Genomic DNA, 24,063 nt, shown 5'->3' with positions numbered 1-24,063 from the left:
GCGAAGGGGGGCCGGTTCGCGTGAAGAAAACGCGATCAGACAAGGGGTTAGAGAAATCCGGCGTTTACTGGAACGCTGGATTTCTCATGGGCACCGAAGGGAATTTCCATGAAGATCACCGACTTGCGCTGTGCCGTCATCGGCAAGCATCCGGTTGTCCGCATCGTTACCGACGAGGGGCTCTACGGCCTCGGCGAGGTGGAGTTCACCAAGACCTATCTGAAGCCGTTCGTCCTGCATTTCCGCGATGCACTGATCGGCGAGGACCCGACCGACGTCGAGCGGGTCATGCTGCGGATCCGCCAGCGCGGCTCCTTCAAGCCCTATGGCGCGGCGGTCAGCGCCATCGAGCACGCGCTCTGGGACATTGCCGGCAAGGCGGCCAACGTGCCGGTCTACAAGCTGCTCGGCGGCAAGGTGCGCGACAAGGTGCGCGTCTATAACGGCTCGATCCGCAAGAAGCGCACCGGCGATCGGCCGGAGGACTACGCCGCCGACGTCAAGTGGATGATGGAGCGGCCCGAGAACTTCTTCATGGTGAAGCAGGGCATCTCCTTCCATTCCAACATGAAGACCAGCATCGAGGGCTTCCACTACGGCGTTGCGCAGCCGAACCACTATCACGGGGCAATGGACCAGGGCGTCATCAGCGAGCGCGGCTTCAACCACATGCTCGACTGCGTCGCGGCGATGAAGGAAGTGCTGGGCGACAAGGTCAGCCTGGCGCTCGATTGCGGTCCCGGCTGGATGCTGCCGGACGCCATCCGCTTCGCCCAGGCGGTCGAGAAATACAATCTGATGTGGCTCGAGGACATGCTGACCGGCGACTACGTGCCCTGGGTCAACCCGCAGGCCTACCGCGAACTCACCACCTCGACCTCGACGCCGATCCATACTGGCGAGCAGATCTACCTCCGCCACAATTTCAAGGAACTGATCGAGACGCAGGCGGTGCGCGTCGTCGGGCCGGATCCGGCCGATGTCGGCGGCATCGCGGAGCTCAAATGGATCACAGAGCACGCCTATATGCACTCGATCCTGATGGCCCCGCACGGCACCGCTAACGGCCTGCTCGGCCTCGGCGCGCTGATCAATGTCTGCGCTACTTTGCCGGCGAACTACATCGCCTTCGAATATCCGAGCGCCTCCGAGCCGTTCTGGAACGAGATCGTCACCGGCCTGCCGAAGCAGATCGTCAAGGACAGCATGATCGACGTCCTTGAGGCGCCGGGCCTCGGCGTCGACATCGATCCCGAGGCCGGCAAGAAATATCTCCGCGAGGAGGATGCCGGCTTCTTCGACTGACTGAATTCGTCCCAACTAGCGAGGAACGGGCGTGCCGGCGACGGCGCGCCCGTTCCGCTGATTCCAGGCGCCTACGCGTCGGCTTGATCGGGAAACGGCCGGAAAATTGCGCTTTCACACCCCCGATTGACAAAAAATCGCGGCTTCGGCATTTTGAGTAAACGTTAACCCAAGCTCGGAAGCCATCGATGGCGGACGCCAAGGTCTCAATGCAGGACATAGCCAGCCGGCTTGGCGTCTCCGTCAAGACCGTGTCGGGCGCGCTGCATGGCGGCTCGATCCGCATGTCGGAGGAGACGCGCCAGAAGGTCAAAGCCCTGGCGGACGAGCTCGGCTACAAGCCCAATCTGGTGGCGCGCGGCATGCGTCAGGGTTTCCTGCCGATCCTCGGCATCGTCGCCGACGGCCTGATCACCCAGCCCTTCGCCACCGAGATCATGCGATCGTTCGACAATGCCGCCCGCGCCGACGGTCTTTCCGTCGTCGTCACCAATATCGGTGGGCGCGGCGTCGAGGCGAGCGTCGCCGAGCTGCAGCGCCTGATGCCGCAGACCATTGCCTATGCCAGCATGTACCATCAGGTCGTCGCCATCCCGGAAGCGGTGCGCGGCGTCATCTCGCTGATGGTCAATTGCCGCGACGAAGCCGGTATCATTCCGTCCCTGGTTCCAGCCGAGCAACGGGCTGCCGAAACCGTCGTCGAGCATCTGTTCGAGCGCGGCCGCCGCCGCATCGCCTTCCTCAACCTGCCGGGCCTCGTCGCCGGCCGGATGCGGGAGGAGGGGGTTCGCGCCGCCCATGCGGCGCGCGGCATTGCGCTGCACGAGCCGTGGATGCTGTCGGCAACGCGCGGCCCCGTCTATTCCGATCGGGCGCGCAGCCTTGTTCGAGACCACATCACGGAACTGTTTTCCAGCGCTGACCGCCCGGACACGATCCTTTGCGGCAACGACCGCGTTGCCCTCGAAGTCTATGGCGCGCTGCGTCGCGCCGGCATGCGGATACCCGAGGATGTCGCGGTTGCCAGTTTCGATAACCAGGTCGAGATCGCCGCCAGACTCGATCCGCCGCTGACGACCATGGAGCTGCCGCACCGGGCGATCGGGCGGCGCGCCGGCGAAATCCTGTCCGGCCATCGAAGGCCGGCGCAGTTGGTTGAGGAAATTCCGTTTCGTCTCGTGGAACGCGCCTCGGTCTGAGGTCATCGAAACGGTCAACAGGGAGGAGTTAAGAATGACTTCGCATGAATCCCCACGTTTGGGTAAACGTTTACTGTCACATCTTGGCGCGACCTCGATGCTGGCCGTCGGCCTCGGTGCCGGGCTTGCCGCCGCTGAGGCGGCCGAGCTCAAGGTGATGTTCCAGGGCGACCCCTACGAGATCACCATCATCACCGACGTCGCCAAGCGTTTCGAGGCGGCCAATCCGGGTACGACGGTGCAGCTGATCAACACGCCGCACGACGCCTACAACGAGAAGATCGGCGCGGCGGTTTCGGCCGGCTCGCTGCCCGACATCATGCAGCTCGATGCGCCGTTCCTGGCCAACTATGTCTGGTCGGGCTTCCTGCAGCCGGTCGGCGGTTTGCTCGACAAGGCGCTCGTCGACGACATGACGGCGTCGAATGTCAGCCAGGGCACCTATCCGATCGACAAGGAGCTCTATGCGATCGGCCTGACCGACAGCACCGTCGCGCTCTATGGCAGCCGCAAGCAGCTGGAAGAGCTGAAGATCCGCATCCCGACCTCCGTCGACGACGCCTGGACGCGCGACGAATTCGAGGCGGCGCTCAAGACGCTGTCGACGGCGCCGGGCGTGAAATGGCCGCTTGATCTGTTCCGCGCCTATGGCACCAAGACGGAATGGATCACCTATGCCTATGAGCCGATCCTGGTCTCGATGGGCTGCGACGTGATCGACCGCACCAGTTGGAAGGCGACGGGAACGCTCGACGGCAAGGCCTGCGTCGACGCCGCGACCGAGATGCAGAACTGGGTCAAGCAGGGCTGGGTCGTGCCGCAGTCGGCCGGCCAGAACCAGTTCTATGCCGAGGGCCGTCCGGCGGCGCTCGCCTGGGGCGGTCATTGGTTCTATGCCGAGGCCAACGCCAAGATGGGTGATGACGTCGTCGTCATGCCGCTGCCGAAGTTCGGCGACAAGGGCGCCAGCCCGAATGGCACCTGGATCTGGTCGGTCGCCAAGACGGCTTCGGATCCGGCCATGGCCGGCAAGTTCCTGAGCTTCATGCTGCAGGATCCGGCTTATCGCGATGCCTACAAGGCGCATGCCGGCTTCCCCGGCCTGAAGTCCTTCGCCGCCGCGTCGCCGCTCTATGCCGACAAGGGCGCCATGGCCGTCGCCTTCGAACAGGCGTCGAAGAGCGCCGTGCCGCGTCCGCCGCATCCGGCCTACCCGACCATCACGCTCGCCTTCCAGAACGCGATGACGAACATCTTCGACGGCGCCGATCCTCAGGAAGAACTGAGCAAGGCCGCCAAGAAGATCGACGACGACATCCTCGACAATGACGGCTACCAGCCGTTCGGTCAGCCCGAGTAACCACGTCAACGACCCGGCCGCGCCATGAGGCGCGGCCGGGTATCGACCCATACCGAAGACCTGGCCGCGCCATGACGCGCGGCCGGGAAACAATCGCCGGGAGGCATCGTCATGTCGAGCCAAGCGTCCCCCATGCCGGGTTCGGCATCGCCGGGGTCGGGCCGCGTCGAATATCGGCGCAAGCCGCTGATCTGGGGCGGCAGGCTGCAGGAACTGGGCATGCTGCTGCCCGCCTGCATCCTGATCGCCATCTTTCTGCTGGTACCGTTCCTGTCCTCGTTCGAGATCGCGCTGACCAACCAGCGCCTGATCCCGCGGCCGGTGCCGGTGCGCTTCGTCGGGCTCGGCAATTTCCAGCAGATCCTGACCGATCCCGCCTTCTGGCAGGCGCTCTGGAACGTCACCCGCTTCACCATCTTGGTGCTGCCGGTGCAGTGCGGTTTCGCGCTCGCCATCGCGCTGCTGCTGAACCAGAAGCTGCCCTTCCGCAATTTCTTCCGCGGCTTGTTCTTCCTGCCGGCGATCACCTCGATGGTCGTCGTCTGCGTGATCTGGTCGACCCTGTTCCAGTACCCGACCGGCCCGTTCAACCAGATCGTCGGCTTCCTCACCTTCGGGCTGGTCGGTCCGATCGACTGGCTCGGCGATCCGACCTGGGCGATGCCGTCGATCGTGCTGCTCTCGGCCTGGCAGGCCTATGGCTTCCAGATGATCGTCTATCTGGCCGGCCTGCAGAACATTCCCGAGACGCTCTACGAGGCGGCGGAACTGGATGGCGCCAATGCCTGGCAGCGCTTCTGGCATGTCACCATGCCGAGCCTGCGCCAGACCCACATCTTCGTGCTGATCATCACCACCATCCAGGCGTTCAAGCTGTTCACCCAGGTGAACATCCTGACCCAGGGCGGCCCGCGCGGCACGACCGACACGCTGGTGCATTACATGTTCACAGCCGGCTTCGTCGACCAGCGGCTCGGCCTCGCCTCTGCCGTCGCCATTCTCCTGTTCCTGATCGTGCTGGTGGTTTCGCTCGTCCAGCGCTTCGTCGTGAGGGATCGTCGATGAGCACCGTCACTTCCGCATCCGCGCCGGCGCAGGCCGCCAGAGTGTCCGAACCGCGGGACATCGGCGCGATCGTCAAGTTCGTCGCCGTCCTGATCATCGCGCTGGTGGTGGTCTCGCCGCTGTTCCTGCTGTTCGTCGCCAGCCTGAAGCCCGACCGGTTCCAGATCCTGGCCGACATGGGCAGTTTCCGCGCCTTCTGGGTGACGGATCCGTCGCTGCAGAACTTCAAGGACATCGCCACCTTCGGCGGCGCGCTGCCCTTCGGCCGTTATCTCGTCAACTCGCTGATCATTCTATTCTGCACGGTGCTCGGCGGTGTGTTCCTGAACTCCATGGCCGCCTTCGTGCTGGCCTGGGGCCGGTTGCCGGGCCGGGCGGTCGTGCTGACCGGCCTGATCGGGCTCTATATCGTGCCGCAGGAATCGATCGTCCTGCCGCTGCTCAGCCTCGTCAACAAGGCCGGCCTCGGCGACAGTTTCGCGGCGCAGATCCTGCCCTGGATGGCGAGCCCGCTCTACATCTTCCTGATCTACCAGTTCTTCATCCAGGTGCCGCGCGACATCTATGACGCGGCGACGGTCGACGGGGCTTCGCCCTTCCGCATCTACTGGTCGGTGTTCCTGCCCCTGAGCCTGCCGGTGCTGGCGACGGTGGCGATCCTGCTCGGCATCGAGACCTGGAACCAGTATCTCTGGCCGCTGATGGTGACGCAGACCGACCATGCCCGTCCGATCTCGGTCGGCATTGCCAGCTTCTTCGGTCACGACAGCGTCTACTGGAACAGCGCCATGGCGGCGTCGGTGATGATGATGCTGCCGGTGCTGATCTTCTACCTCGCCTTCCAGAAATGGTTCGTCAGCTCCTTCATCAGCTCGGCCGTCAAGGGCTGACACGGCAATGGATATTCTTGCGACAATGGAAGACCTTGCAATGACCGAATTCGAAGCCGGGCTCGACGCGGGCGACATCGTGCATCTCTGGCAGAAGGCGCCGTCGCGGACGGCGCTGTCGGAGGTTCGAGTCGCGAAGGGCGGGGCGGAGCTGGCGGTGCTGCCGGGCGCTCATTCCGACGATTTCACCCGCACGGTCTTCGAGGCTCCGTCGGCCGGCATCTATCGCTTCGCCTGGGACGATGCGGCGACGGCGGTTTCGCTCGCCTATGCCTATGCGCCGGCCCGCGTCATGGAAGACGGCATCCGCCTGCTGCGCGCGACGGAAAAGAACCGGAATGCCGATGCCCGTTACGGCCTGCATTTCCAGCCCGCCTGGGGCTGGATGAACGATCCGAACGGCCTTTGCGAGGTCGACGGCCGGACGCATCTCTTCTATCAGCACTATCCCCACGCCCGTCGCTGGAACACCATGCACTGGGGCCATGCGGCGTCGCGCAATCTGGTCGACTGGGTGCATCTGCCGATCTTTCTCGAGCCGAGGGCGGATCTGCTCGCCGACAACCGCCTGACGGGCGGCGCCTTCTCCGGTTCGGCCGTGCCGCGCGCGGACGGCTCGCTGCGCATCTACTATACCGACCGCGAGGACGACCGCGAGCCGAGCCAGGAATGGCAGATCACCGCTGTTTCCAACGATCTGCTGTCGCCGGGACCCTCGCAGCCGATCATCACGACGCGGCCGGCAATCCCGAATTTCGGCAAGGATATTCGCGATCCCTACGTCTTCCGCGGCCCGGACGGGCTCTGGAAGATGCTGGTCGCCGGAGCCGATGATCAGGCTGGCCTGGTCCTGCTCTACGAGACGTCGGATTCCGACGGCGCCGGGGGCTGGGCCTTTGTCGACGTGCTGCATCGCGAGCCTCTGCCGCGCAGCGTTCCGGCCGAGTGCCCGTGCCTGATCGCGCTCGACGGCGAGGGAGAGGGCCTTCATGCGTTGCTCTTCGGCCTGATCGGCTATCGCGATGAGCAGACCCGCCGGCGCAACCTGAGCTATGCCATTGTCGGCCGCTTCGACGGCCGCACATTTGAGCCGATCCTGCGGCGCGAGCTCGATTTCGGCACCGACTGCTACGCGATCCAGGCCTTCCAGCATCATTCCGGCCCGGTCGGCATCTCCTGGGCGGCCAACTGGACCGACGTCTTCAAGGATCGGGATTTCCGCTCGGCCATGACCTTGCCGCGTCGTTTCGTCTGGCAGGATGGCGCGTTGCTGATGCCGCCGGTCGAAAGCGTCCGGGAGCTGCGGACGGATGTCGCCGAGGCGGATCTCGCCGGTGCCGGCGCGGTGGCGCTTCGCGATGGTCTCGGCGAGATCGAGATCGAGCTTGGCGAGGCCGGTGCGCCGTTCACGCTGGAATTCGAGCATCCCGACCATCGGATGTCGCTCACCTATGACGGCCAGACCCTGGAACTCGTCTTCGATCCGCCGGGCAATCGCGTCGTGCCGCGCTACCTGACCCGGACGACCACCTTGTCCCGGGTCACGGTCTTCGTCGATGTCGGCCTGCTCGAGATCTATGCCGATGGCGGCCTGCAGAACGCGACCAAGCGGTTCGAGAGCGATCTGCCGATCGGTGGCGTCCACCTGAAGTCGGATGCGGGTTCGATTCCATCGGCTCGGCTCTGGAACCTGCGCCCGAGGCTGAACGGCCTCGGTTGAGCTGCGGCATGCGGAGCGGAAGAGGCGTGGATTGCCCCTTCCGCCGCCGTGTCGTGACGCCTAGCGGGGCGTTCCCGTATTGCCGAGGCAATCGCCCGGCTTCACGCTCAGCAGCGAGCGCTGGCTGATGACGATGCCCGGCGCCCTGGCGAGAACCGGGTGAGGCTCCTGGTCGAAGGCGCCGAAGGGGTAGACGACGGCGACGATTGTGCCCGTTTCAACCTTCTGTCCCATCGCCACGTGATGTTCGAGGAGTCCGGCGACCTCCGTCTCGAACATGTTTTCCGGCCGGACATCGAGATGCCGTGATAACCGTCCGGTCGCCTTCGGCGCGCCATCAAGGACGCCGAAATGCTTCAGCCCCTCCTGCAGGGCGACGAGGAATTCGTCGGCGACGGTGGAATGGACCAGGGTCGTTCCGCCGCCCTCGAGTTCGATCGCGGCGATGCCGGCCTCCGCCGCCGCGCCGACCAGCGTCGACGAGATGCCGTCCTGATAGGTGATGTAGGGAAGGCGGAACGCTTCCATCATCGCCACGACCTGCGGCTCGGAGACGGCGCATTCGGGCGTGTGGAAGGCGAAGGCGATCGCCTCGCCCTTGTAGGTCGGGCCGCCGGAATGGACGTCGATCACCAGGTCGACTTGCGGCAGCACCTCATGGAAGAGGAAATGCGACAGCCGTTCCGTCGGGGTGCCGGATGCATTGCCGGGAAAGGTCCGGTTCATGTTCGTCCCGTCCGACGGCGCGCAGCGCGCGCCCTGGCTCGAAGCCGGGAAATTCGCCTCCGGGATGAGGATCAGGCGGCCACGGACCGCCTCGGCGTCGATGGCCGCGACGAGCCGGTGCAGGCTGAGCTGCGCCTCGTATTCATCACCGTGAATACCGGCGACGACCAGCACGCGCGGACCGGGACCGTTGTTGATCACGCAGAGCCGGCCGGCGGACACCGGACCCGCCTCGGTCGGGATGACGATGTCGTGGAAGGTCTTGCCGGCTTTGTCGAAGTCGATCGGCTGCAGCATGAGGTCGGCCCTTTCGGATGGAGGGAGACGGCGCGCTCGCTAGTGCGAGGCGGACCGGAGCGTGCCTTCCGGCGTGAAGCGCTCCGGGCTGAAGGCGGTGATGGGGATCGGGCTTTTGCCGTCGAGGATGAGATCGGCGAGGACCGACCCGACGATCGGCCCCAGCTGGAAGCCGTGACCGGAGAAGCCGAAGGCGTGCCAGAGGCCGGGGGCGACGCGGCTCGGGCCGATCACCGGGATGACGTCCGGCATCAACGCTTCGAGCCCGGCCCAGCTGCGCACGATGGTGGCCTTGCGCAGGATCGGGAAGAACTCGTAGACGGTCTCGGCGCTTTCGACCATGCGGTCGGCCACGGTGTCGGCCGTCTCCGCGTCGAGCTGGGGATCACCGAGAATTCCGCCGCCGATGACGACGGTGCCGGCTTCAGTCTGCTTGAACGACAGCGTCCGATCGATGCCGATGACCACCGGATCGATAAAGCGCGGCATCCGCGTCGTCACCATCAGCGTCGAGGCGAAATGCGACTTCGGCAGATGCTCGCCGACCATTTCAGCCAGTTGCCAGGCCCAGGCGCCGCCGCAATTGACGATCGTCTCGGCCTGGAACACGCCGTTGTTCGTTGTGACCGTCCAGCCGGCGTCGGACTGCTCAAGGCCCGTCACCCGCGTCCGTTCGAAGATGCGGGCGCCCAGCTCTTCGGCGCGCAGGCGGAAGGATTGCGTGGTGCGGAACGGATTGGCGTGGCCGTCGCGCCGCGAGATGATAGCGCCGCGGCAGATGTCGGCGACCGATGGCACCAGGCGCTTCAGCTCCGCGACGTCGATGACTTCCTCGAAATCATAGCCGAGCGCCCGCATCTCGGCGACGCGCGTGTGGCACCACGCCATTTCGTCGGCGCTTTCGGCCAGGCCGATCTGGCCGACGCCGCCGATGAATTCGCAATTCTGCGCCAGTTCCGGCCCGAGCAGGTCGTCGAGGTTCTCCCAGGCGGTCATCGCCGCCATCGACAGCGGGATCTCGGCCGTATGGCGCATCAGCTGCCGGACGCCGCCCGCATTGACCCCCGAGGCGTGGCGGCCGACCGTGTTCTTCTCCAACACGATCGGGCGCAGGCCGCGACGCGCGAGGTGCAGCGCGGTGCAGCAGCCATGAATGCCGCCGCCGATCACGATAACGTCTGTCTTGATCATGTCGCGTCCTTGATCAGATACGCTGGCTGGGGTCGCCGGCGACGACAGGCAGGATCGGCTTGGAATTGCGGTCGGCATTCTTGAGCAGGGCGAGCTGTTCGATCGGCAGCGGCTTGACCGGAAGACGCAGGCGGTAGTGACCGACCTCGGCCATGCCGGTGCCGAGCCGTTCGGCCAGGACGCGTCCGACCGTGTTGCTGCACATGCGGCCCTGGCACTGGCCCATGCCGCAGCGGCTGAAGGATTTGAGCTGGTTCAGATCGGTGAAGCCGTCGTCGATCAGCTCGCGGAGGTCGCCGGCCGTCACTTCCTCGCAACGGCAGGCAATCGTCGCGTCGTCGAGCGGGCGGACGGATTCGATCGGCCGATAGAGGCGGTCGAGGAACGAGCGGAAATTGTGTTGCCGCGCCAGCGCCGCCCGTTCGGGGGCCGCGCGCTCGTCGCGTTCGCCTTCCGCGATATGGCCGAGCCGGCAGGCGGCGTCGAGGGCGGCGAGCCGGCCGAGAGGAACGGCCGCCTTGGCGCCGCGGATGGCGGCGCCGTCGCCGGCGATGGCGATCGGGTCGAGGCTGGTCGCGCCCCATTCGTCCGTCGCCGGCCGCCAGGCCATCTGCGCCGGATCCCACTCGTGCCGGCAACGCAGGCTGGTGGTGATCTGGATGTTGGGGATCACGCCCTCGTGCAGCAGAAGCAAGGAGGTGGCGAGGCGTTGCCGGCGACCGTCGGCTTCGAAACTGACGGCCTCGACCCGCGAGGTGCCCTCGGCGACGAGGTTGCGCCCCGCCAGCATGGGGATCCGCTTCGCCTTCAGGGCGGCGATCCAGGTGAGCCCCTTGAACAGCTCGCCGGCGGCGCCGCTAAGATGGGGGAGTGCTGCGAAGGCCGAACGGATCAAGGGCTGTGCCGAAGTATCGACGATCGCCTGCAACGGCGCACCCGCCTGCATCAGCTGATAGGCGACGAGATAGATGAGCGGCCCGGAACCGGCGATGACGGTCGGCCGGTCGGGGACCAGCCCCGACGCCTTCATTAGCGTCTGCACCGCGCCGGCGCCCATGACGCCCGGCAGCGTCCAGCCCGGAATCGGGAACGGACGCTCCATCGCGCCGGTTGCCAGGATCACGCGGCGGGCCTGGGTGAGATAGGCCTCGCCCCGCTGCGAGACGCCGAGCTTGCCGCCGGCTGTGACCTGCCAGATCGCGCTCATGGGCTCGTAGGCGGCGGCGCTGGCGCGGAAGCGCTCGACCAAAGCGAGGCCGCCACGATAGTCCGCGCCGAGGAAGGCCGGCAGGTCGTCCTGTCGGCGGCAGGTCGCCTCGACATTGCGATAGACCTGGCCGCCGGGCGTCGGCTGTTCGTCGAACAACACCGCCTCGACGCCGAGCTCGGCGGCGAGCGTCGCGGCGGCGAGGCCGGCCGGACCACCGCCGACGATGGCGAGCTCGCAGGTTTCCCGTGCCTTCACCGTCATGGCGTGTCGAACCTTCCTGTGCCTTCCTGCGGGCGGACCCGCATGCCGTCGACTACCGGCACGAGGCAGGCCTGGCGATCGGCCTGGCCGTCGATCTCGACCAGGCAATCGAAGCAGTTGCCGATCATGCAATAGGGCATGCGGTCGGCCCCGCTGACGGGCGTCGAACGGAACCGCTCGATGCCGGCTGCCAGCAGCGCCGCCGCGACGCTGTCGCCGGCCTGGCAGGGGATTGCCTGATCGCCAAAGAAGATCGTCGCGGATGGCGCATCCGCCTGAAGCCGTCTGAACATGGTCGGTCTCTGCAGGAGGGGAGGCCGCCGCCCGCGGGCGAAGGCGGGCCCGTCAGAAGAAGCGGGCGGGCCGGAAGTGCTCGAGAATGGCCGTCTTCTTGCCGCCCGTGAGCTCCTCGGCGACGACCTGGCCGAGCCAGGGCGCGAGCGTGACGCCGCTATGGGTGACGGCGGCGTAGTAGCCGCTGATCTCGGGGACCGGGCCGACCGCACTGACCTGGTCGGCGGGGATCGCCCGCAACGCCAGCCGCATTGCCTCCGGCTTGACGCCGGCGAGGTCGGGATAGAGCTTCGCGGCGCGCTCGATCATTTCGACGGCGACCGGGTAGGTCTCGTCGGGGCGGCTGTCGAGGGTGAATTTCGGCTCGTCATGCTCGCTCTGCAGCATCAGCCGGCCGGCGCCGTCGGGACGGAAATTGACGCCCGAGGTGCGAATGACGCGCTTGACGCCGGCGGCAGCAGGCTTGGTGACGACGAGAAGGCCGATGGTCGGCGCCAGTGGAATCTGCAGCCGCTTGTCGCTGGAGAGGTCGCTCGCCCAGCGGCCGGTGCAGTTGACGACGAAATCGGCCTCGATCGTTTCGCCGGCCGCCGTGGTCACGCCCTTGACCGTGGTGCCCTCGAGAACGACGCCCGTGACTTCGGCGCGGCGGACCTTGGCGCCGAGGGCGCGTGCCTTCTCGACGAAGTACTCGGCATAGACCAGCGGATCGACCCAGCCCTCTTCTGGGAAATAGGCGATCCTGGCGTCGCCGGTCGCATCGGCCGCCAGGGCCGGCTCCAGACGATGCAGCTCGGCCGTCGAGATCCATTCGGCCGGATAGTCCCAGCCGACCAGGCGCTCGACGCGCTCGCTGAGTTCCGCCGCTTCCTTCGCGTCGGTGCGCCATTCGACGGCGCCGCCGCCATGATACCAGGGGCGGGCGCCGAACTCGTTTTCCAGGGCCCGGTGGGCGCGCAATCCGAAGACGTTGAGCTGCTGGTAGTTGTGCGGCGTCTTCTCGTTCGAATTGGTCCAGGCGAAGCTCGTGCCGCTGGTGCCAGCGCCGATATGATCGCGCTCGAGGATCGTGACGGCGTTGCCGGCCGCGGCCAGACGATAGGCGATGGATACGCCGATGATGCCGGCGCCGACGACGATGAAGCGGGTCATGCTATCAAATTTTCCGATGGTAGGGAGGGGCGGACGGAGGTGGCTCCGCCCGCCGGATCAGGGCTTCGTCGCTATCGTACTCAGTCCTTGGGGGTGATGTCGGCGCCGAACCACTTTTCGGTCAGCTTCTTGTTGAAGCCGTCGGCATTGACCTCCTGGATCGCCTTGTCGAACTTCGCCTTGAGGGCGACGTCGTCCAGGCGCATGGCGACATTGGCCGTGCCGCTGCCGAGAACGCCCTCGACGAAGGTCGGGCCGGCCAGCGTCGCGTCGGCGAGGTCCGGCTGCTTCATCGACGCCTTCAGGACGGTGATGTTCGCCATCACCATGTCGATGCGGCCTGCGACGAGATCGAGATTGTGCTGGTCGACGGTCTTGTATTCGCGGATCTCGACGACGTCCTTCAGCATCGCATTGGCGAAGGCGGCGGCCGTCGAGGAGCCCTGGACGCCGAGGATCTTGCCCTTGAGCGGCTCGGCCATCGCGTTGATCGCCTTCTGCGCGCCCTCGGGGTCCTTGCGCAGATTGTAGTCGATCTGGGCGCCGAGCGCGGTCGCGATCGGGCTGTCCTTCAGCGTCATGAAGGTGTTGGGCGCCTTGGTGTAGGATTCTGAGAAGGCCGCGACCTTCTGGCGCTCCGGCGTGACGCCCATCGAGGCCATGATGGCGTCGAACTTGCCGGCATTGAGGGCGGGCAGCATGCCGTCCCAATCCTGGGCGACGATCTCGCATTCCGACTGCATCCGGCGGCAGAGCTCTTCCGCCAGGTCGAGCTCGTACCCGATCAGCTTGCCGTCGGGCGAAGTGTAGTTCCACGGCTCATAGGCACCTTCCGTGGCAATGCGGATCTTGCCCCATTGCGCGGCGTCGTCGGCGCTGGCCGCGCCCGTCAGCATCATGACGATACCGGCCGCGAGGCCCGTCCATTTTACGATCTTCATCAGAACCCTCTGGTCTCGTTTTTGATGAATTCGCCGGCGCGCGGTCAGGTTTCCTGGCTTGGTCGACGCTTTGCGCCGACAGCGATCGATGGTCCCCGCGCTCTGCCTGCGAGCTGCATTCGTTGTGGTGAAGCGGTGGCCGATCACCGCGTCGGTCGGCTGGAAGTCCTGCACAACACCGGCGATCCAAGCGCATTCCAGCGCCGCTGACAAATATGAAAAGCTTCGCAGTTGATAGCTTTATCCTATAGCTTCGATGCGAACGGGGATCGCGGTTCATGAACTACAGGCAGCTGGAAGCGTTTCGGGCCGTGATGGAAGCCGGCACCGTCATCGGGGCCAGCCACCTCCTGCGTATCTCGCAGCCCTCTGTCAGCGCCCACATCACCAATCTCGAGCACACGCTCAAGATCCAGCTGTTCGTCCGCCGCAGGGGGCGGCTGGTGCCGACCGCCGAGGCGCAATTGCTGCACGAGGAGGCCGGCCAGATCGTCAAGGGGATGATGCGGCTGCGGCGGCTTGCCGGCGACATCCAGCAATTGGAGGCCGGCCGGCTGATCGTTGGCGCCTATCCCGCGCTCTCTAGCATCGTGCTGCCCCGCTTCATCAGCGGCTTTGCCGGCCGCCATCCCAAGCTTCGCCTGGCGCTGATGCCGGAGGCCTCTGTGCGCATCGCGGAGCTTGCCGCCAGCAAGCAGGTCGACATCGGGCTGATGGCGATGCCGGTGATTGACCCGGCGACGAGCTGTGATCTGATCTTCGAGACGGCGTCCGTCTGCGTGCTGCCGCTGCAGCATCCGCTCGCCCAGAAAGACAGGATCGAGGCGGCGGATATCGGCGACGAAACCTTCATCGCGATGGGGCGGGAGGACGGCTCGCGCCAGGCGGTGGAGCGCAGCCTCGACGAGGCCGGAGTTCGGGTCGAGCCGCGCTTCGAGGCGCATTTCGGCGATTCGGCCTGCGCGCTGGTTGCCGAGGGGCTCGGCATCTCGATCGTCGATCCGTTCGCAGCGGAGCGCTGGCGCGGCCTGATCGCCATCCGGCCGTTCGAGCCGCGCGTGCCCTGCCATGTCTATCTGACGCGCAGCCGGTCGCATGTCTCGTCGCTGCTGCAGCAGCGTTTCGAGCTGGAGCTGCGGCTCTATCTCGAAGAGCAGTTCGCCTAGAGCGCTTTCGAGCGAAGTGGACACCGGTTCGCGTGAAGAAAGCGCGACCACACACGACAGCTAGATCATTTCAGCGTTTCCAGGATGATGACATGATCTAGAGCCGCGCCTTGACGCTGCGCGGTGTCGCCAGCAGCAGATTGGTCTCGCTGCCGATGATGCCGGGGATGAGGCGGATCTGGCGCAGCAGCTTGTCGAATTCGATCAGATCCGACGTGCCCATCTCGACCACCAGGTCCCATTTGCCATTGGTGGTGTGGACGCTCGAAATCTCCGGAAAGCCGCTTAGCGCCGCGATGACGGTATCGGTGATCTGGCCGCCGATCTCGATCAGCATGATGCCGCGCACCGGCAGGTCCACGGCATCCGATCGCAGGATCACCGTGAAGCCGATGATCTCGCCGGACTTCACCAGTCGGTCGAGCCGTGAGCGAACCGTGGCGCGCGTGAGGCCGAGATCGTCGGCCAGATCCGAGATGCTGCGCCGGCCGTCATGGCGGAGCCGGGTGATGAGTTGATGATCGATCGTATCCATCATTGCCAATTCGGATAATCTGACTTGCCATAATGATAAATACTCTCTGCAAATAATGCAATTTGCCTGCTTTCGCCTGCCGCGAATCGCGAGGATCCTCCTTGTCGGACGAAGCGAGGCGATGATGCAGTGCAAGATAATCAAGGTTCCCGTGCATGAGGGAACGGGCCGCGAGGGGTGTGCCCGCGGCGCGGAGGCTCTGGAAGCGGCCGGGCTGGCGCAGGCGCTGGCGAGCCTCGGGCATCAGGTTCTGGATGGCGGCGTTGTGCGGCCGGGACCGCTGCCGGCGATCGCCCATGCCAATCCGGCGGTGCGGAAGCTGGCCGAGCTGAGCGCCTGGACCGCCGCCATCGCCGCCGCCGCGCATGCGGCGAGCGAGACGGGCTTTCCCGTCTTCATCGGCGGCGATCACAGCGTCGCGGCGGGCACGCTTACCGGACTGTCGCGGCGCGCCGCCGAAAGCGGTCGTCCGCTCTTCGTCCTCTGGCTCGATGCCCATCCGGATTTCCACACGCTGGACACCACCGAGAGCGGCAATCTGCACGGGGTCCCGCTTGCCTATGCCTGCGGGCTGCCGGGCTTCGAGGGGTATTTTCCGCCGCTTGCGACGCCGGTCGATCCGGCGCGGATCTGCGCGCTGGGCATTCGCAGCGTCGACCCGGCCGAGGCGAGGGCGCTCGGTGCCAGCGGTGTGACGATCCATGACATGAGCGAGATCGACCGGCGCGGCATGGCCGTGCTGCTCGAGGCGTTCCTGGACCGGGTTCGGGCGGCGGACGGGCTGCTGCATGTCAGCTTCGACGTCGATTTTCTCGAGCCCGCGATCGCGCCGGCTGTCGGCACACCGGTGCCGGGCGGCGCGACCTACCGGGAGGCGCATCTCGTCATGGAGCTCCTGTTCGAGAGCGGGCTGGTCACCAGCCTCGACCTCGTCGAGCTCAATCCCGATCTCGATGTCGACGGCCGCACGGCCTCCCTCGTCGTCGACCTCGCCGCGAGCCTGTTCGGCCGGCGTATCCTTCCCCTTTCCCTCAAGGCAGGCTGATCCCGATGAGCAAACTCAACGTCGTGCCGTTCGTCAGCGTCGATCGCATGATGAAGCTGGTTCATGCCATCGGGGTCGAGCGCTTCCTGGTGGAGCTGGCGGCGACGATCGAGGCGGACTTCCGCCGCTGGCCGAGCTTCGACAAGACGCCGCGCATCGCCGCCCATAGCGTCGAGGGCGTGATCGAACTGATGCCGACGAGCGACGGAACGCTGTACGGCTTCAAATACGTCAATGGCCACCCCGGGAACACGGGCGAGGGACTGCAGACGGTGACGGCCTTTGGCCTGCTGTCCGATGTCGCCACGGGCTATCCGGTCCTTCTGTCCGAAATGACCATCCTGACAGCGCTTAGGACCGCCGCGACCTCGGCCGTCGCGGCGAAGTATCTGGCGCCGAGGAACGCCGCCTGCATGGCGATCATCGGCAATGGCGCGCAATCGGAATTCCAGGCGCTCGCCTTCAAGGCGTTGCTCGGAATCGAGCGGGTCCGCCTGTTCGATATCGACACCACCGCCACCGCGAAATGCGCCGCGAATCTGCGGGCCCGCGGCTTCACGGTCACGACCTGCGAATCGTCCGCTGTCGCTGTCGAGGGAGCGCAGATCATCACGACCGCGACCGCCGACAAGCAGTATGCGACTATTCTGTCGGACAACATGATCGGCGCCGGCGTCCACATCAACGCGGTCGGCGGCGATTGCCCCGGCAAGACCGAACTGCATCGCGACATCCTTGTCCGCTCCGATATTTTTGTGGAGTATCCGCCGCAGACACGGGTTGAAGGCGAAATCCAACAACTTGCCGGCAATCATCCGGTACAGGAGCTTTGGCAGGTCATCGCCGGCTCGGCCGAAGGGCGGCGCGACGACCGGCAAATCACCCTGTTCGATTCCGTTGGCTTTGCCATCGAGGACTTCTCGGCTCTGCGCTATGTGCAGCAGCAGATCTTGCACACGGGCGCCTATGACGAACTCGACCTCATCGCGGATCCCGACGACCCCAGGGATCTCTTCGGCATGCTGATGCGATCCTCGCCGCTGGCCGCCGGCGGCATGGCTGCCGCCGCGACGTGAACATGGCGCCACCCTCGAGCCTTGCAGGAGCGGTGCCGCGTTCGGCGTGGCGCGACGTCGTCGCGACGGCTCAGCTGGCCGTTCCGCTGATGCTCACCAACATCGCGCCGAACGCCTTCGCCGTCACCAATCTGACGCTGGTCGGCCAGATCGGCGCCGTCGAGCTGGCGGGCGCGGCGCTGTCGATCGGCATGGTGACGCTGGCGATGAGCGTGCTGGGCGGGCTGGACGCGGCGGCGATGGCCCTGATCAGCAGCGCGATCGGCGGCCGGCGTTCGAACGTCCGGGCGATCCGTCGTGTGCTCGATCATGGCTTTCTCAGTATCCTGCTCTGCAGCCTGGTGGTCTGGCCGATCCTCTGGAACGTCCATGCGATTGCGCTGATGTTCGGGCAGGAGGCGGCGGTGGCCGACGCCGCCCAGTCGGTGATGCGGCCGCTGATGTGGTCGCTGCTGCCCTATCTGGCGTTTCGCCTGATCCGGGCCTTTGTCGGCTCGACCGGCCGCAATGCCTCGACGCTGATGGTCGTCGCGCTGGGCGTGGCGGTGAATGCGGGCGTCGGCTGGCTGCTGATCCCGGGCCGCTACGGCTTGCCTGCGCTCGGTCTTTCGGGTGTGGGTGCGGCGACCTTCTGCGGTTCGATCGTGCTGCTCGCCGGCATGTATGGCGTGGTGCGAGCCGACAGGAGAACGCGGCGCATCGCCTGGAGCAAGCGCTCGTGGCGCTTCGACACGCAGGGCTTCGGCGCCTTCTGGCAGATGAGCGTGCCGATCGGCCTTACCATCTTCTTCGAGGCCGGCATCTTTTATGCGGCGTTGCTGGCGGTCGGCCGGTTCGGTGTCGAGCAGCTGGCGGCGCATTCGATCGCGATGCAGGTTGTGTCGCTCGCCTTCAAGGTGCCGATCGGACTGGGGCAGGCGGCGACGATCCGGATTGCCAGGGCCCGTGGCGCCGGCGATGCCGAGGGGGCAGCGCGCGCCGGCTGGACGGCGCTTGGAATGGCGCTGGTGTTCGCGGTCGGCACGGCCGCGATGCTGGTGTCGATCCCGGCTACCATCGCTCGGATTTTCCTTGGCTCGGACGCGGCGGCGAGCGTCGGCGTGATCTTTTATGCCACCCAGTTCCTTTTTTATGCCGGACTGTTCCAGATCGCCGATGCCGCGCAGGGCGTCCTGGCGGGCATGCTGCGCGGCATGCACGACACCCGCATTCCGATGCTGTTGGCAGCGCTCGGCTATTGGGGGCTGGGGCTGCCGGCCGGCCTGATCCTCGGTTTCGTTTTCGGCCTGCAGGGCAAGGGCGTTTGGATGGGGCTGGCGCTCGGTCTCGGCGTCGTCGCGGTCCTGATGGGCCTGCGCTGGGCGAGCCTTGCCAGGCGGCTGCGCGCGGCCGGCGACCGCGAAGGCGCTGCGATCGTCGGGCCATTTGGCGAAGGGGCGAGCGTCGCGCCCGCCGAGGCGAACTGAGACGCGGTTTCACGTATCGACTGCCGGGGAGGGCGGGGCATTGGACAGGAGGCAGTGGCAAGAGGAGGGGGCGGCGAATGGCCTGAACCTTGCCTTGGGTGAAACCGGATGGTTCATTCCGAAGAATGGTCGTCTGCTGCGCGGCTCGAAACAACAGGGAAACGGGTGTGATGACCATAGCCGAGAAAACGGCCGCGGCGCGTCCGAGGATGCGACGCCTGCCGGGTTCGGCAATCGGCGCGATGCCGGCGGAATGACATTCCGCTTGCCGCGATCGGACTGTCTCGGAGCTCGACCCCGCTGGGTTGCCGCCGCTCCGGCCGGATGCCTCCACCACTGGAACACGACATGAACGAGTTTGGATTACTGACCGTCTTCAGTTTCGGTCCCGGCGGATGGGGGCCGGCCATGTTCAAGGCGGCGGCGATGACCATCGCCGTCGCGCTGACAGGCTTCGTCTTCGGTGCCATGGTCGGCGCGCTGGGCGCCTGGGCGAAGATCGCCGGCGGCCGGATCACGCGCGGCATCGCCGATGGCTACACCACGGTCCTGCGCGGCATTCCCGACCTTCTCGTCATCTATCTCTTCTATTTCGGATCAAGCGCCGTGCTGACGCCGATCGGCCGGATGTTCGGTGCGACGGGCTTTCTCAGCCTGCCCGGATTTCTGGCAGGTGCGCTGGCAATCGGCATCGTCTCCGGCGCCTATCACACCGAAGTCTTCCGCGGCGCCTATCGCTCTGTGTCGCGCGGCGAGATCGAAGCGGCCGTCGCCATCGGCATGTCGCGGGCGCTGGTGTTCCGCCGCATCATCGTGCCGCTGTCGCTGCGCTTCGCGCTGCCGGGGCTCGGCAATGTCTGGCAGCTGGTGCTCAAGGAATCGGCACTCATCTCGGTCACCGGCCTGGTCGAGATCCTGCGTCAGGCGCAGATCGGCGCCGGTTCGACGCGCCAGCCCTTCACCTTCTTCCTCGCCGCCGCGATCCTCTATCTGGTCATCTCGTCGGTCTCTGGCTGGACCTTGCAGCGTGCCGAACAGCGCTTCACGCGCGGCCTGAGGAGAGTGTGATGGATTTTCCCTTCCTCTGTCAGACCCTGCTGACGCTGCTGCCCGGCGTTCCCTTGACCCTTAAGCTGGCGCTGTCCTCGGTGGTACTCGGCGTCTTCCTGGCGCTGCTGCTGGCGCTAGCGCGCCTGTCGGGCATCCGGCCGCTGGCCTGGATCTCGCGGGTCTACGTGTTCGTCTTCCGCTCGACACCGCTTCTGGTGCAGATCTTCCTGATCTATTACGGCCTCGGCCAGTTCCCGGCCCTTCGCCATAGCGTGCTCTGGCCGATCCTGCGCGAGCCCTATTGGTGCGCGGTGATCGCGTTGACGCTCAACACGGCCGCCTATGGCAGCGAGATCATCCGCGGCGGCCTGCAATCGGTGCCCGCCGGGCAGATCGAGGCGGCGCGGGCTTGCGGCATGAGCCGGTTTCAGGTCTTCCGTCGCATCGTGCTGCCGCTGGCGATCCGCCAGGCGCTGCCGGGATATGGCAACGAGGTAATCCTGATGGTGAAGGCGACGGCGCTCGCTTCCGTCATTACGCTGATGGAAGTGACGGGTCTCGCCGCCAAGCTGATTTCCGAGACCTATCGCGCCATCGAGGTCTTCATCGTCGCCGGCGCCATCTACCTCATCATCAATTTCGTCATCACGCGGATCATCCAGGCTCTCGAGCACTGGCTGACGCCGCATCTGAGGTCCGCGCCCGCGCCGGCCGTCGTCGAGCAAGGAGGCCCGGCATGAACATGTTGCAGTCGCAGAACGCTTCCCTCGCCCCGGTCGCCGAAAGCGTGCCGGCCGTCCGCGTCAGCCAGTTGCGCAAGAGCTACGGCGCGCTGGAGGTGCTCAAGGGCGTCTCGCTGGACGCACATGACGGCGACGTCGTCTCCATTCTCGGTTCGTCCGGCTCCGGCAAGTCGACCATGTTGCGCTGCATCAACATGCTGGAAGTGCCGAATGGCGGCGAGATCGCCATTGGCGGCGAGGTCATTCGCCTGAAGGAGACGCGCACCGGCCCGCAACCCGCGGATCGTCTCCAGGTCGACCGGCTGCGCTCGCGCATCGGCATGGTGTTCCAGAGCTTCAATCTCTGGTCGCACATGACGATCCTGGAAAACGTCATCGAGGCACCGGTGCATGTCCAGAAACGCCCGAAGGCCGAGTGTATCGAGGAGGCGAGGGAGCTGTTGGCCAAGGTCGGGATCGCCGACAAGGCCGACCACTATCCGGCGCATCTTTCCGGCGGTCAGCAGCAGCGCGCCGCTATCGCCCGCGCCCTGGCCCAGCGGCCGCGCGTCATGCTGTTCGACGAGCCGACATCGGCCCTCGATCCGGAGCTGGTCGGGGAAGTGCTGCGCGTGATGCGGGCGCTGGCGGAGGAGGGGCGGACCATGCTCGTTGTGACGCACGAGATGGGCTTCGCTCGCGACGTCTCCAACAAGGTGGTGTTCCTGCACAAGGGTGTCGTCGAGGAGGAGGGTTCGCCCGACGACGTCTTCGGCGGCAGCCGGTCCGAACGTTTCCGGCAATTCCTGGTGCGCTGACATGTGAGGCGCGCGAGCGGGGTGGAATGCCGCCCTCCATGCGCATCCAAGCGCCGACTTCCGCGTTGTCCTTCGCAACAGAGGAGTATCCAATGTTCGATGCAGCACGGATCAAGGAACATGCGGACATCATCGGAGCCGACGGCGTCCATGTCGGGACGGTCGACGGTGTCGAGGGCGACCGGATCAAGCTGACCAAGCGCGATAGCGGCGAGGGTTCGCATGCCGGCCACCATCACTTCATTCCGCTGGCGCTGGTGGCGGATATCGAGAACGGCCGGGTTCGGCTTTCCGCCAATGCCGATGTCGCCGTGACCTTCGAGGAAGAGCAGGGCGGCGCTTCCACCGAGTAGCGCTTTCGATTTCGAACCAGTCGGGAAGGGCCTGCCATCGCGCGGGCCCTTCGCTTTCAGCGCGGCATGATCGCCTTGATGTCCGCGAAGATGGCGTCCCAATCGTCGTTCTCGATGTCGACCAGACCCAGACCGCGCAGCAGGAAGGCTCCCTCGGCCGCTAGCACCGCGGTCAGGGCCCTGCGTCCCTCGGCCGTGCCGGTATCGATCTTGCCGAACAGTTCCTTGTAGGAACCCTGGATCTCGCCTTGGTAGTCCGGCGACCGCACGAGGCTGGCGAGCAGGGCGCTGGCGCGGGCGCCCGCCATCCTGTCTTCGCGATGGCTGGCGTCGATATGGGCCGACGCGGCCACGAAGGGCTCGTCGCCGCGGCCCGCCATATAGTCGGCGACGAGACCCTCATACGACGCGCCGGCCCGCTGCAGCATCGCCTCGATGAGGGCGTCCTTGGTGCCGAAGGAATAGAGCACGCCGCCCTTGCTGACCCCGGCCTCGCGGGCGACGGCGTCGATCGTCAGGTTGATGACGCCTACCTTGGCGATCACCCGGTCCGCGGCGTCCAGCAGTGCCTCGCGATCGATGGTTGGTCGTCTGCCCATGATTTTTCTCTTTTAATACCGTCTGGACGGATATATATCTCCGCGCCCGCGCGCCGGCAATCCCTGCGGCCCGGAAAGGAGAAGACAATGTCCATCGCGCCGCGCAATCGCTGGCTGGTACTGACCGCGGTGATCCTGGCGTTCCTGCCAGTCGTCGTCGACATGACGATCCTGCATATCGCCGTCCCGTCTCTGACCGTCGCCCTGGGGGCGAGCGGCACGGAAATCCTCTGGATCATCGACATCTATCCGCTGATCATGGCGGGTCTGCTGGTGCCGATGGGCACGCTCGGCGACCGCGTCGGTCATCGCCGGCTGATGCTGACCGGACTGGCGATCTTCGGCACCGCCTCGGTCTGCGCCGCCTTCTCTCAGACCGCGATGATGCTGATCCTGGCGCGCGTCCTGCTCGCCATCGGGTCGTCAATGATCATTCCAAGCGTGCTGGCGCTCATCCGGCAAGCCTTCGACGATCCGAAGGAAAGGGCCCTTGCGCTCGGCGTCTGGACCACGGTCGCCTCGGCTGGCGCTGCCATCGGTCCGCTGGCGGGCGGTTTCCTGCTCGAGCATTTCTGGTGGGGGTCAGTGTTCCTCATCAATGTGCCTGTCATGCTGGTCGTGCTACCGGCGGTGTACTTTCTCATCCCGAACCGTCCGGTCGCGGCGCAGGGCAGCTGGAAGATCGGCCATGCCCTGCTGCTGATCGCCGGCCTGATCGCGACGGTCTACGCGGTAAAGTCCGGCTTCAAGGCGGGACCTTCGGTCTGGGTCTTCGGCTTCCTTGCGCTGGGACTGGGCCTGATGGCCTGGTTCGGCCGGTTGCAGGTCGCGGCCGCCGAGCCGCTGCTCGACCTGACGCTGTTCCGCAAGCCGGCCATTTCGGTCGGCATGCTGATGGCCTTCGTCGCATCCGGCTCGCTCGCCGGCTTCGAGCTGCTGCTGGCGCAGGAGCTGCAATATGTCTATGGCCGGACGCCGCTGCAGGCCGGCCTGTTCATGATGCCGCTCGTCGTCGCCTCGGCCATTGCCGGGCCGATCGCCGGCAAGCTGGCCGGCCGCTTCGGTCTGCGCTGGCTCGGCACGGTCGGTCTCGCCGCCGCATCCCTGGCGTTGTTCGGCATCAGTCAGTCGAACATTGGCGGCGACGACGTGGTCATTGCTTGCCTGATGGCGCTGCTCGGCTTCGCGCTCGGCGTCGGCCTGCTGGCGTCGTCTGCCGCCATCATGGGCGCCGCGCCGGTCGACAAGGCCGGTGCCGCCGGATCGCTCGAGGCCACCGGCTACGAACTCGGCGCCGGTCTCGGCATCACCTTCTTCGGTGTGCTGCTGAGCGCAATCTACCGCAGCAATTTCGGCCTTGGCCTCGCGGGGGAGGCGGGCGTCGCCGCCCACTCGATCGGCGAGGCGATGGTGGTGGCGCAGAAGATCGGCGGCGCGGAGGGCGAAATGATCGCCCAGACGGCGCGGACGGCCTTCGCCAGCGCCCATGCCTCGGTTCTGATGGTGACGGCGGCGCTGATCGCGGCACTGTCCGTCGTGGTCTTCGTGGCCCTGCGCAACGAGGGGACCGCCGGAGCGGGGGGCGTCGCCGTCGGACATTGATCAAAGGGCCCGCCGGGATA

General features: G+C 66.1%; 23 protein-coding genes. 15 read left to right on the top strand and 8 right to left on the bottom strand.

Features of this window, described 5'->3' with window-relative positions; all coding sequences use genetic code 11:
• The first annotated feature begins 108 nt into the window (after positions 1-108).
• The 6 genes from G342_RS0109130 to G342_RS0109105 all read left to right on the top strand — a co-directional run bounded on the left by G342_RS0109130 (position 109) and on the right by G342_RS0109105 (position 7,539).
• Positions 109-1,305 carry a mandelate racemase/muconate lactonizing enzyme family protein gene (locus G342_RS0109130; RefSeq protein ID WP_018182827.1) on the top strand — a complete coding sequence of 399 codons (1,197 nt, stop codon included), beginning with the start codon at positions 109-111 and terminating at the stop codon, positions 1,303-1,305.
• 188 nt (positions 1,306-1,493) lie between these two features.
• Complete coding sequence (locus G342_RS0109125) at positions 1,494-2,504, top strand: LacI family DNA-binding transcriptional regulator (RefSeq protein ID WP_018182826.1); 1,011 nt, start codon at positions 1,494-1,496, stop codon at positions 2,502-2,504.
• Positions 2,505-2,562: 58 nt separating this feature from the next.
• Positions 2,563-3,864, top strand: coding sequence for an extracellular solute-binding protein (locus G342_RS0109120; RefSeq protein ID WP_026304278.1), 1,302 nt, complete (start codon positions 2,563-2,565; stop codon positions 3,862-3,864).
• 111 nt (positions 3,865-3,975) lie between these two features.
• Positions 3,976-4,929, top strand: coding sequence for a carbohydrate ABC transporter permease (locus G342_RS0109115; protein WP_040878507.1), 954 nt, complete (start codon positions 3,976-3,978; stop codon positions 4,927-4,929).
• Complete coding sequence (locus G342_RS0109110) at positions 4,926-5,819, top strand: carbohydrate ABC transporter permease (RefSeq protein WP_018182823.1); 894 nt, start codon at positions 4,926-4,928, stop codon at positions 5,817-5,819. Before G342_RS0109115 ends, G342_RS0109110 begins: the two co-directional genes overlap by 4 nt.
• A gap of 40 nt (positions 5,820-5,859) precedes the next feature.
• Positions 5,860-7,539: a hypothetical protein gene (locus tag G342_RS0109105; protein WP_018182822.1), complete on the top strand. Its 1,680-nt coding sequence runs from the start codon at positions 5,860-5,862 to the stop codon at positions 7,537-7,539.
• A 60-nt stretch (positions 7,540-7,599) separates the two neighbouring features.
• Here G342_RS0109105 and G342_RS25230 read toward each other — a convergent pair whose 3' ends face one another.
• From G342_RS25230 to G342_RS0109075, 6 genes are all read right to left on the bottom strand, one after another.
• A complete protein-coding gene (locus tag G342_RS25230) occupies positions 7,600-8,562 on the bottom strand; it encodes a succinylglutamate desuccinylase/aspartoacylase family protein (protein ID WP_018182821.1) in 963 nt (320 codons plus the stop codon).
• 39 nt (positions 8,563-8,601) lie between these two features.
• On the bottom strand, positions 8,602-9,753 hold the full coding sequence (locus G342_RS0109095; RefSeq protein ID WP_018182820.1) for an NAD(P)/FAD-dependent oxidoreductase: 1,152 nt from the start codon (positions 9,751-9,753) through the stop codon (positions 8,602-8,604).
• A 13-nt stretch (positions 9,754-9,766) separates the two neighbouring features.
• The gene (locus G342_RS0109090) at positions 9,767-11,224 is read right to left on the bottom strand and encodes an FAD/NAD(P)-dependent oxidoreductase (RefSeq protein ID WP_018182819.1); all 1,458 of its coding nucleotides are present in this window, start codon (positions 11,222-11,224) and stop codon (positions 9,767-9,769) included.
• Complete coding sequence (locus G342_RS0109085; RefSeq protein ID WP_018182818.1) at positions 11,221-11,517, bottom strand: (2Fe-2S)-binding protein; 297 nt, start codon at positions 11,515-11,517, stop codon at positions 11,221-11,223. The genes G342_RS0109090 and G342_RS0109085 overlap by 4 nt, the downstream gene beginning before the upstream one ends.
• A 52-nt stretch (positions 11,518-11,569) precedes the next feature.
• Positions 11,570-12,670: an NAD(P)/FAD-dependent oxidoreductase gene (locus tag G342_RS0109080; protein ID WP_018182817.1), complete on the bottom strand. Its 1,101-nt coding sequence runs from the start codon at positions 12,668-12,670 to the stop codon at positions 11,570-11,572.
• A gap of 80 nt (positions 12,671-12,750) precedes the next feature.
• A complete protein-coding gene (locus G342_RS0109075) occupies positions 12,751-13,611 on the bottom strand; it encodes a transporter substrate-binding domain-containing protein (protein WP_018182816.1) in 861 nt (286 codons plus the stop codon).
• 278 nt (positions 13,612-13,889) lie between these two features.
• On the opposite strand from G342_RS0109075, the gene G342_RS0109070 reads away from it, so the two are divergent.
• Positions 13,890-14,777, top strand: a complete 888-nt coding sequence (locus G342_RS0109070) for a LysR substrate-binding domain-containing protein (RefSeq protein WP_018182815.1) — start codon at positions 13,890-13,892, stop codon at positions 14,775-14,777.
• Positions 14,778-14,874: 97 nt separating this feature from the next.
• Here G342_RS0109070 and G342_RS0109065 read toward each other — a convergent pair whose 3' ends face one another.
• Entirely contained in the window at positions 14,875-15,312 is a 438-nt protein-coding gene (locus G342_RS0109065) for an Lrp/AsnC family transcriptional regulator (RefSeq protein ID WP_026304275.1), read from the bottom strand.
• Positions 15,313-15,436: 124 nt separating this feature from the next.
• Here G342_RS0109065 and rocF point away from each other — a divergent pair, with 124 nt between their 5' ends.
• From rocF to G342_RS0109030, 7 genes are all read left to right on the top strand, one after another.
• Positions 15,437-16,357: an arginase gene (rocF, locus tag G342_RS0109060; protein ID WP_026304274.1), complete on the top strand. Its 921-nt coding sequence runs from the start codon at positions 15,437-15,439 to the stop codon at positions 16,355-16,357.
• Between the two features lie 5 nt (positions 16,358-16,362).
• Positions 16,363-17,433: an ornithine cyclodeaminase gene (locus tag G342_RS0109055; protein ID WP_018182812.1), complete on the top strand. Its 1,071-nt coding sequence runs from the start codon at positions 16,363-16,365 to the stop codon at positions 17,431-17,433.
• 2 nt (positions 17,434-17,435) lie between these two features.
• Positions 17,436-18,899 carry an MATE family efflux transporter gene (locus G342_RS23675; protein WP_083931166.1) on the top strand — a complete coding sequence of 488 codons (1,464 nt, stop codon included), beginning with the start codon at positions 17,436-17,438 and terminating at the stop codon, positions 18,897-18,899.
• Between the two features lie 348 nt (positions 18,900-19,247).
• Positions 19,248-19,967: an ABC transporter permease gene (locus G342_RS0109045; protein ID WP_018182810.1), complete on the top strand. Its 720-nt coding sequence runs from the start codon at positions 19,248-19,250 to the stop codon at positions 19,965-19,967.
• Positions 19,967-20,689 (top strand): ABC transporter permease, encoded by a 723-nt coding sequence (locus tag G342_RS0109040; RefSeq protein WP_018182809.1) that lies wholly within the window; start codon positions 19,967-19,969, stop codon positions 20,687-20,689. The genes G342_RS0109045 and G342_RS0109040 overlap by 1 nt, the downstream gene beginning before the upstream one ends.
• The gene (locus G342_RS0109035) at positions 20,686-21,489 is read left to right on the top strand and encodes an ABC transporter ATP-binding protein (protein WP_018182808.1); all 804 of its coding nucleotides are present in this window, start codon (positions 20,686-20,688) and stop codon (positions 21,487-21,489) included. The genes G342_RS0109040 and G342_RS0109035 overlap by 4 nt, the downstream gene beginning before the upstream one ends.
• A 92-nt stretch (positions 21,490-21,581) precedes the next feature.
• On the top strand, positions 21,582-21,842 hold the full coding sequence (locus tag G342_RS0109030; RefSeq protein WP_018182807.1) for a DUF2171 domain-containing protein: 261 nt from the start codon (positions 21,582-21,584) through the stop codon (positions 21,840-21,842).
• A 56-nt stretch (positions 21,843-21,898) separates the two neighbouring features.
• Here the strand turns inward: G342_RS0109030 and G342_RS0109025 are convergent, their stop codons facing one another.
• Positions 21,899-22,441, bottom strand: coding sequence for a TetR/AcrR family transcriptional regulator (locus G342_RS0109025; RefSeq protein ID WP_018182806.1), 543 nt, complete (start codon positions 22,439-22,441; stop codon positions 21,899-21,901).
• A gap of 87 nt (positions 22,442-22,528) precedes the next feature.
• On the opposite strand from G342_RS0109025, the gene G342_RS0109020 reads away from it, so the two are divergent.
• Positions 22,529-24,043: an MFS transporter gene (locus tag G342_RS0109020; protein ID WP_018182805.1), complete on the top strand. Its 1,515-nt coding sequence runs from the start codon at positions 22,529-22,531 to the stop codon at positions 24,041-24,043.
• Positions 24,044-24,063: the final 20 nt, after the last annotated feature.

The organism is Kaistia granuli DSM 23481, assembly GCF_000380505.1.
Lineage (GTDB): Bacteria > Pseudomonadota > Alphaproteobacteria > Rhizobiales > Kaistiaceae > Kaistia > Kaistia granuli.
The sequence above is the reverse complement of the archived record's forward strand: the minus strand, read 5'-3'. Positions and strand labels throughout refer to the sequence as shown.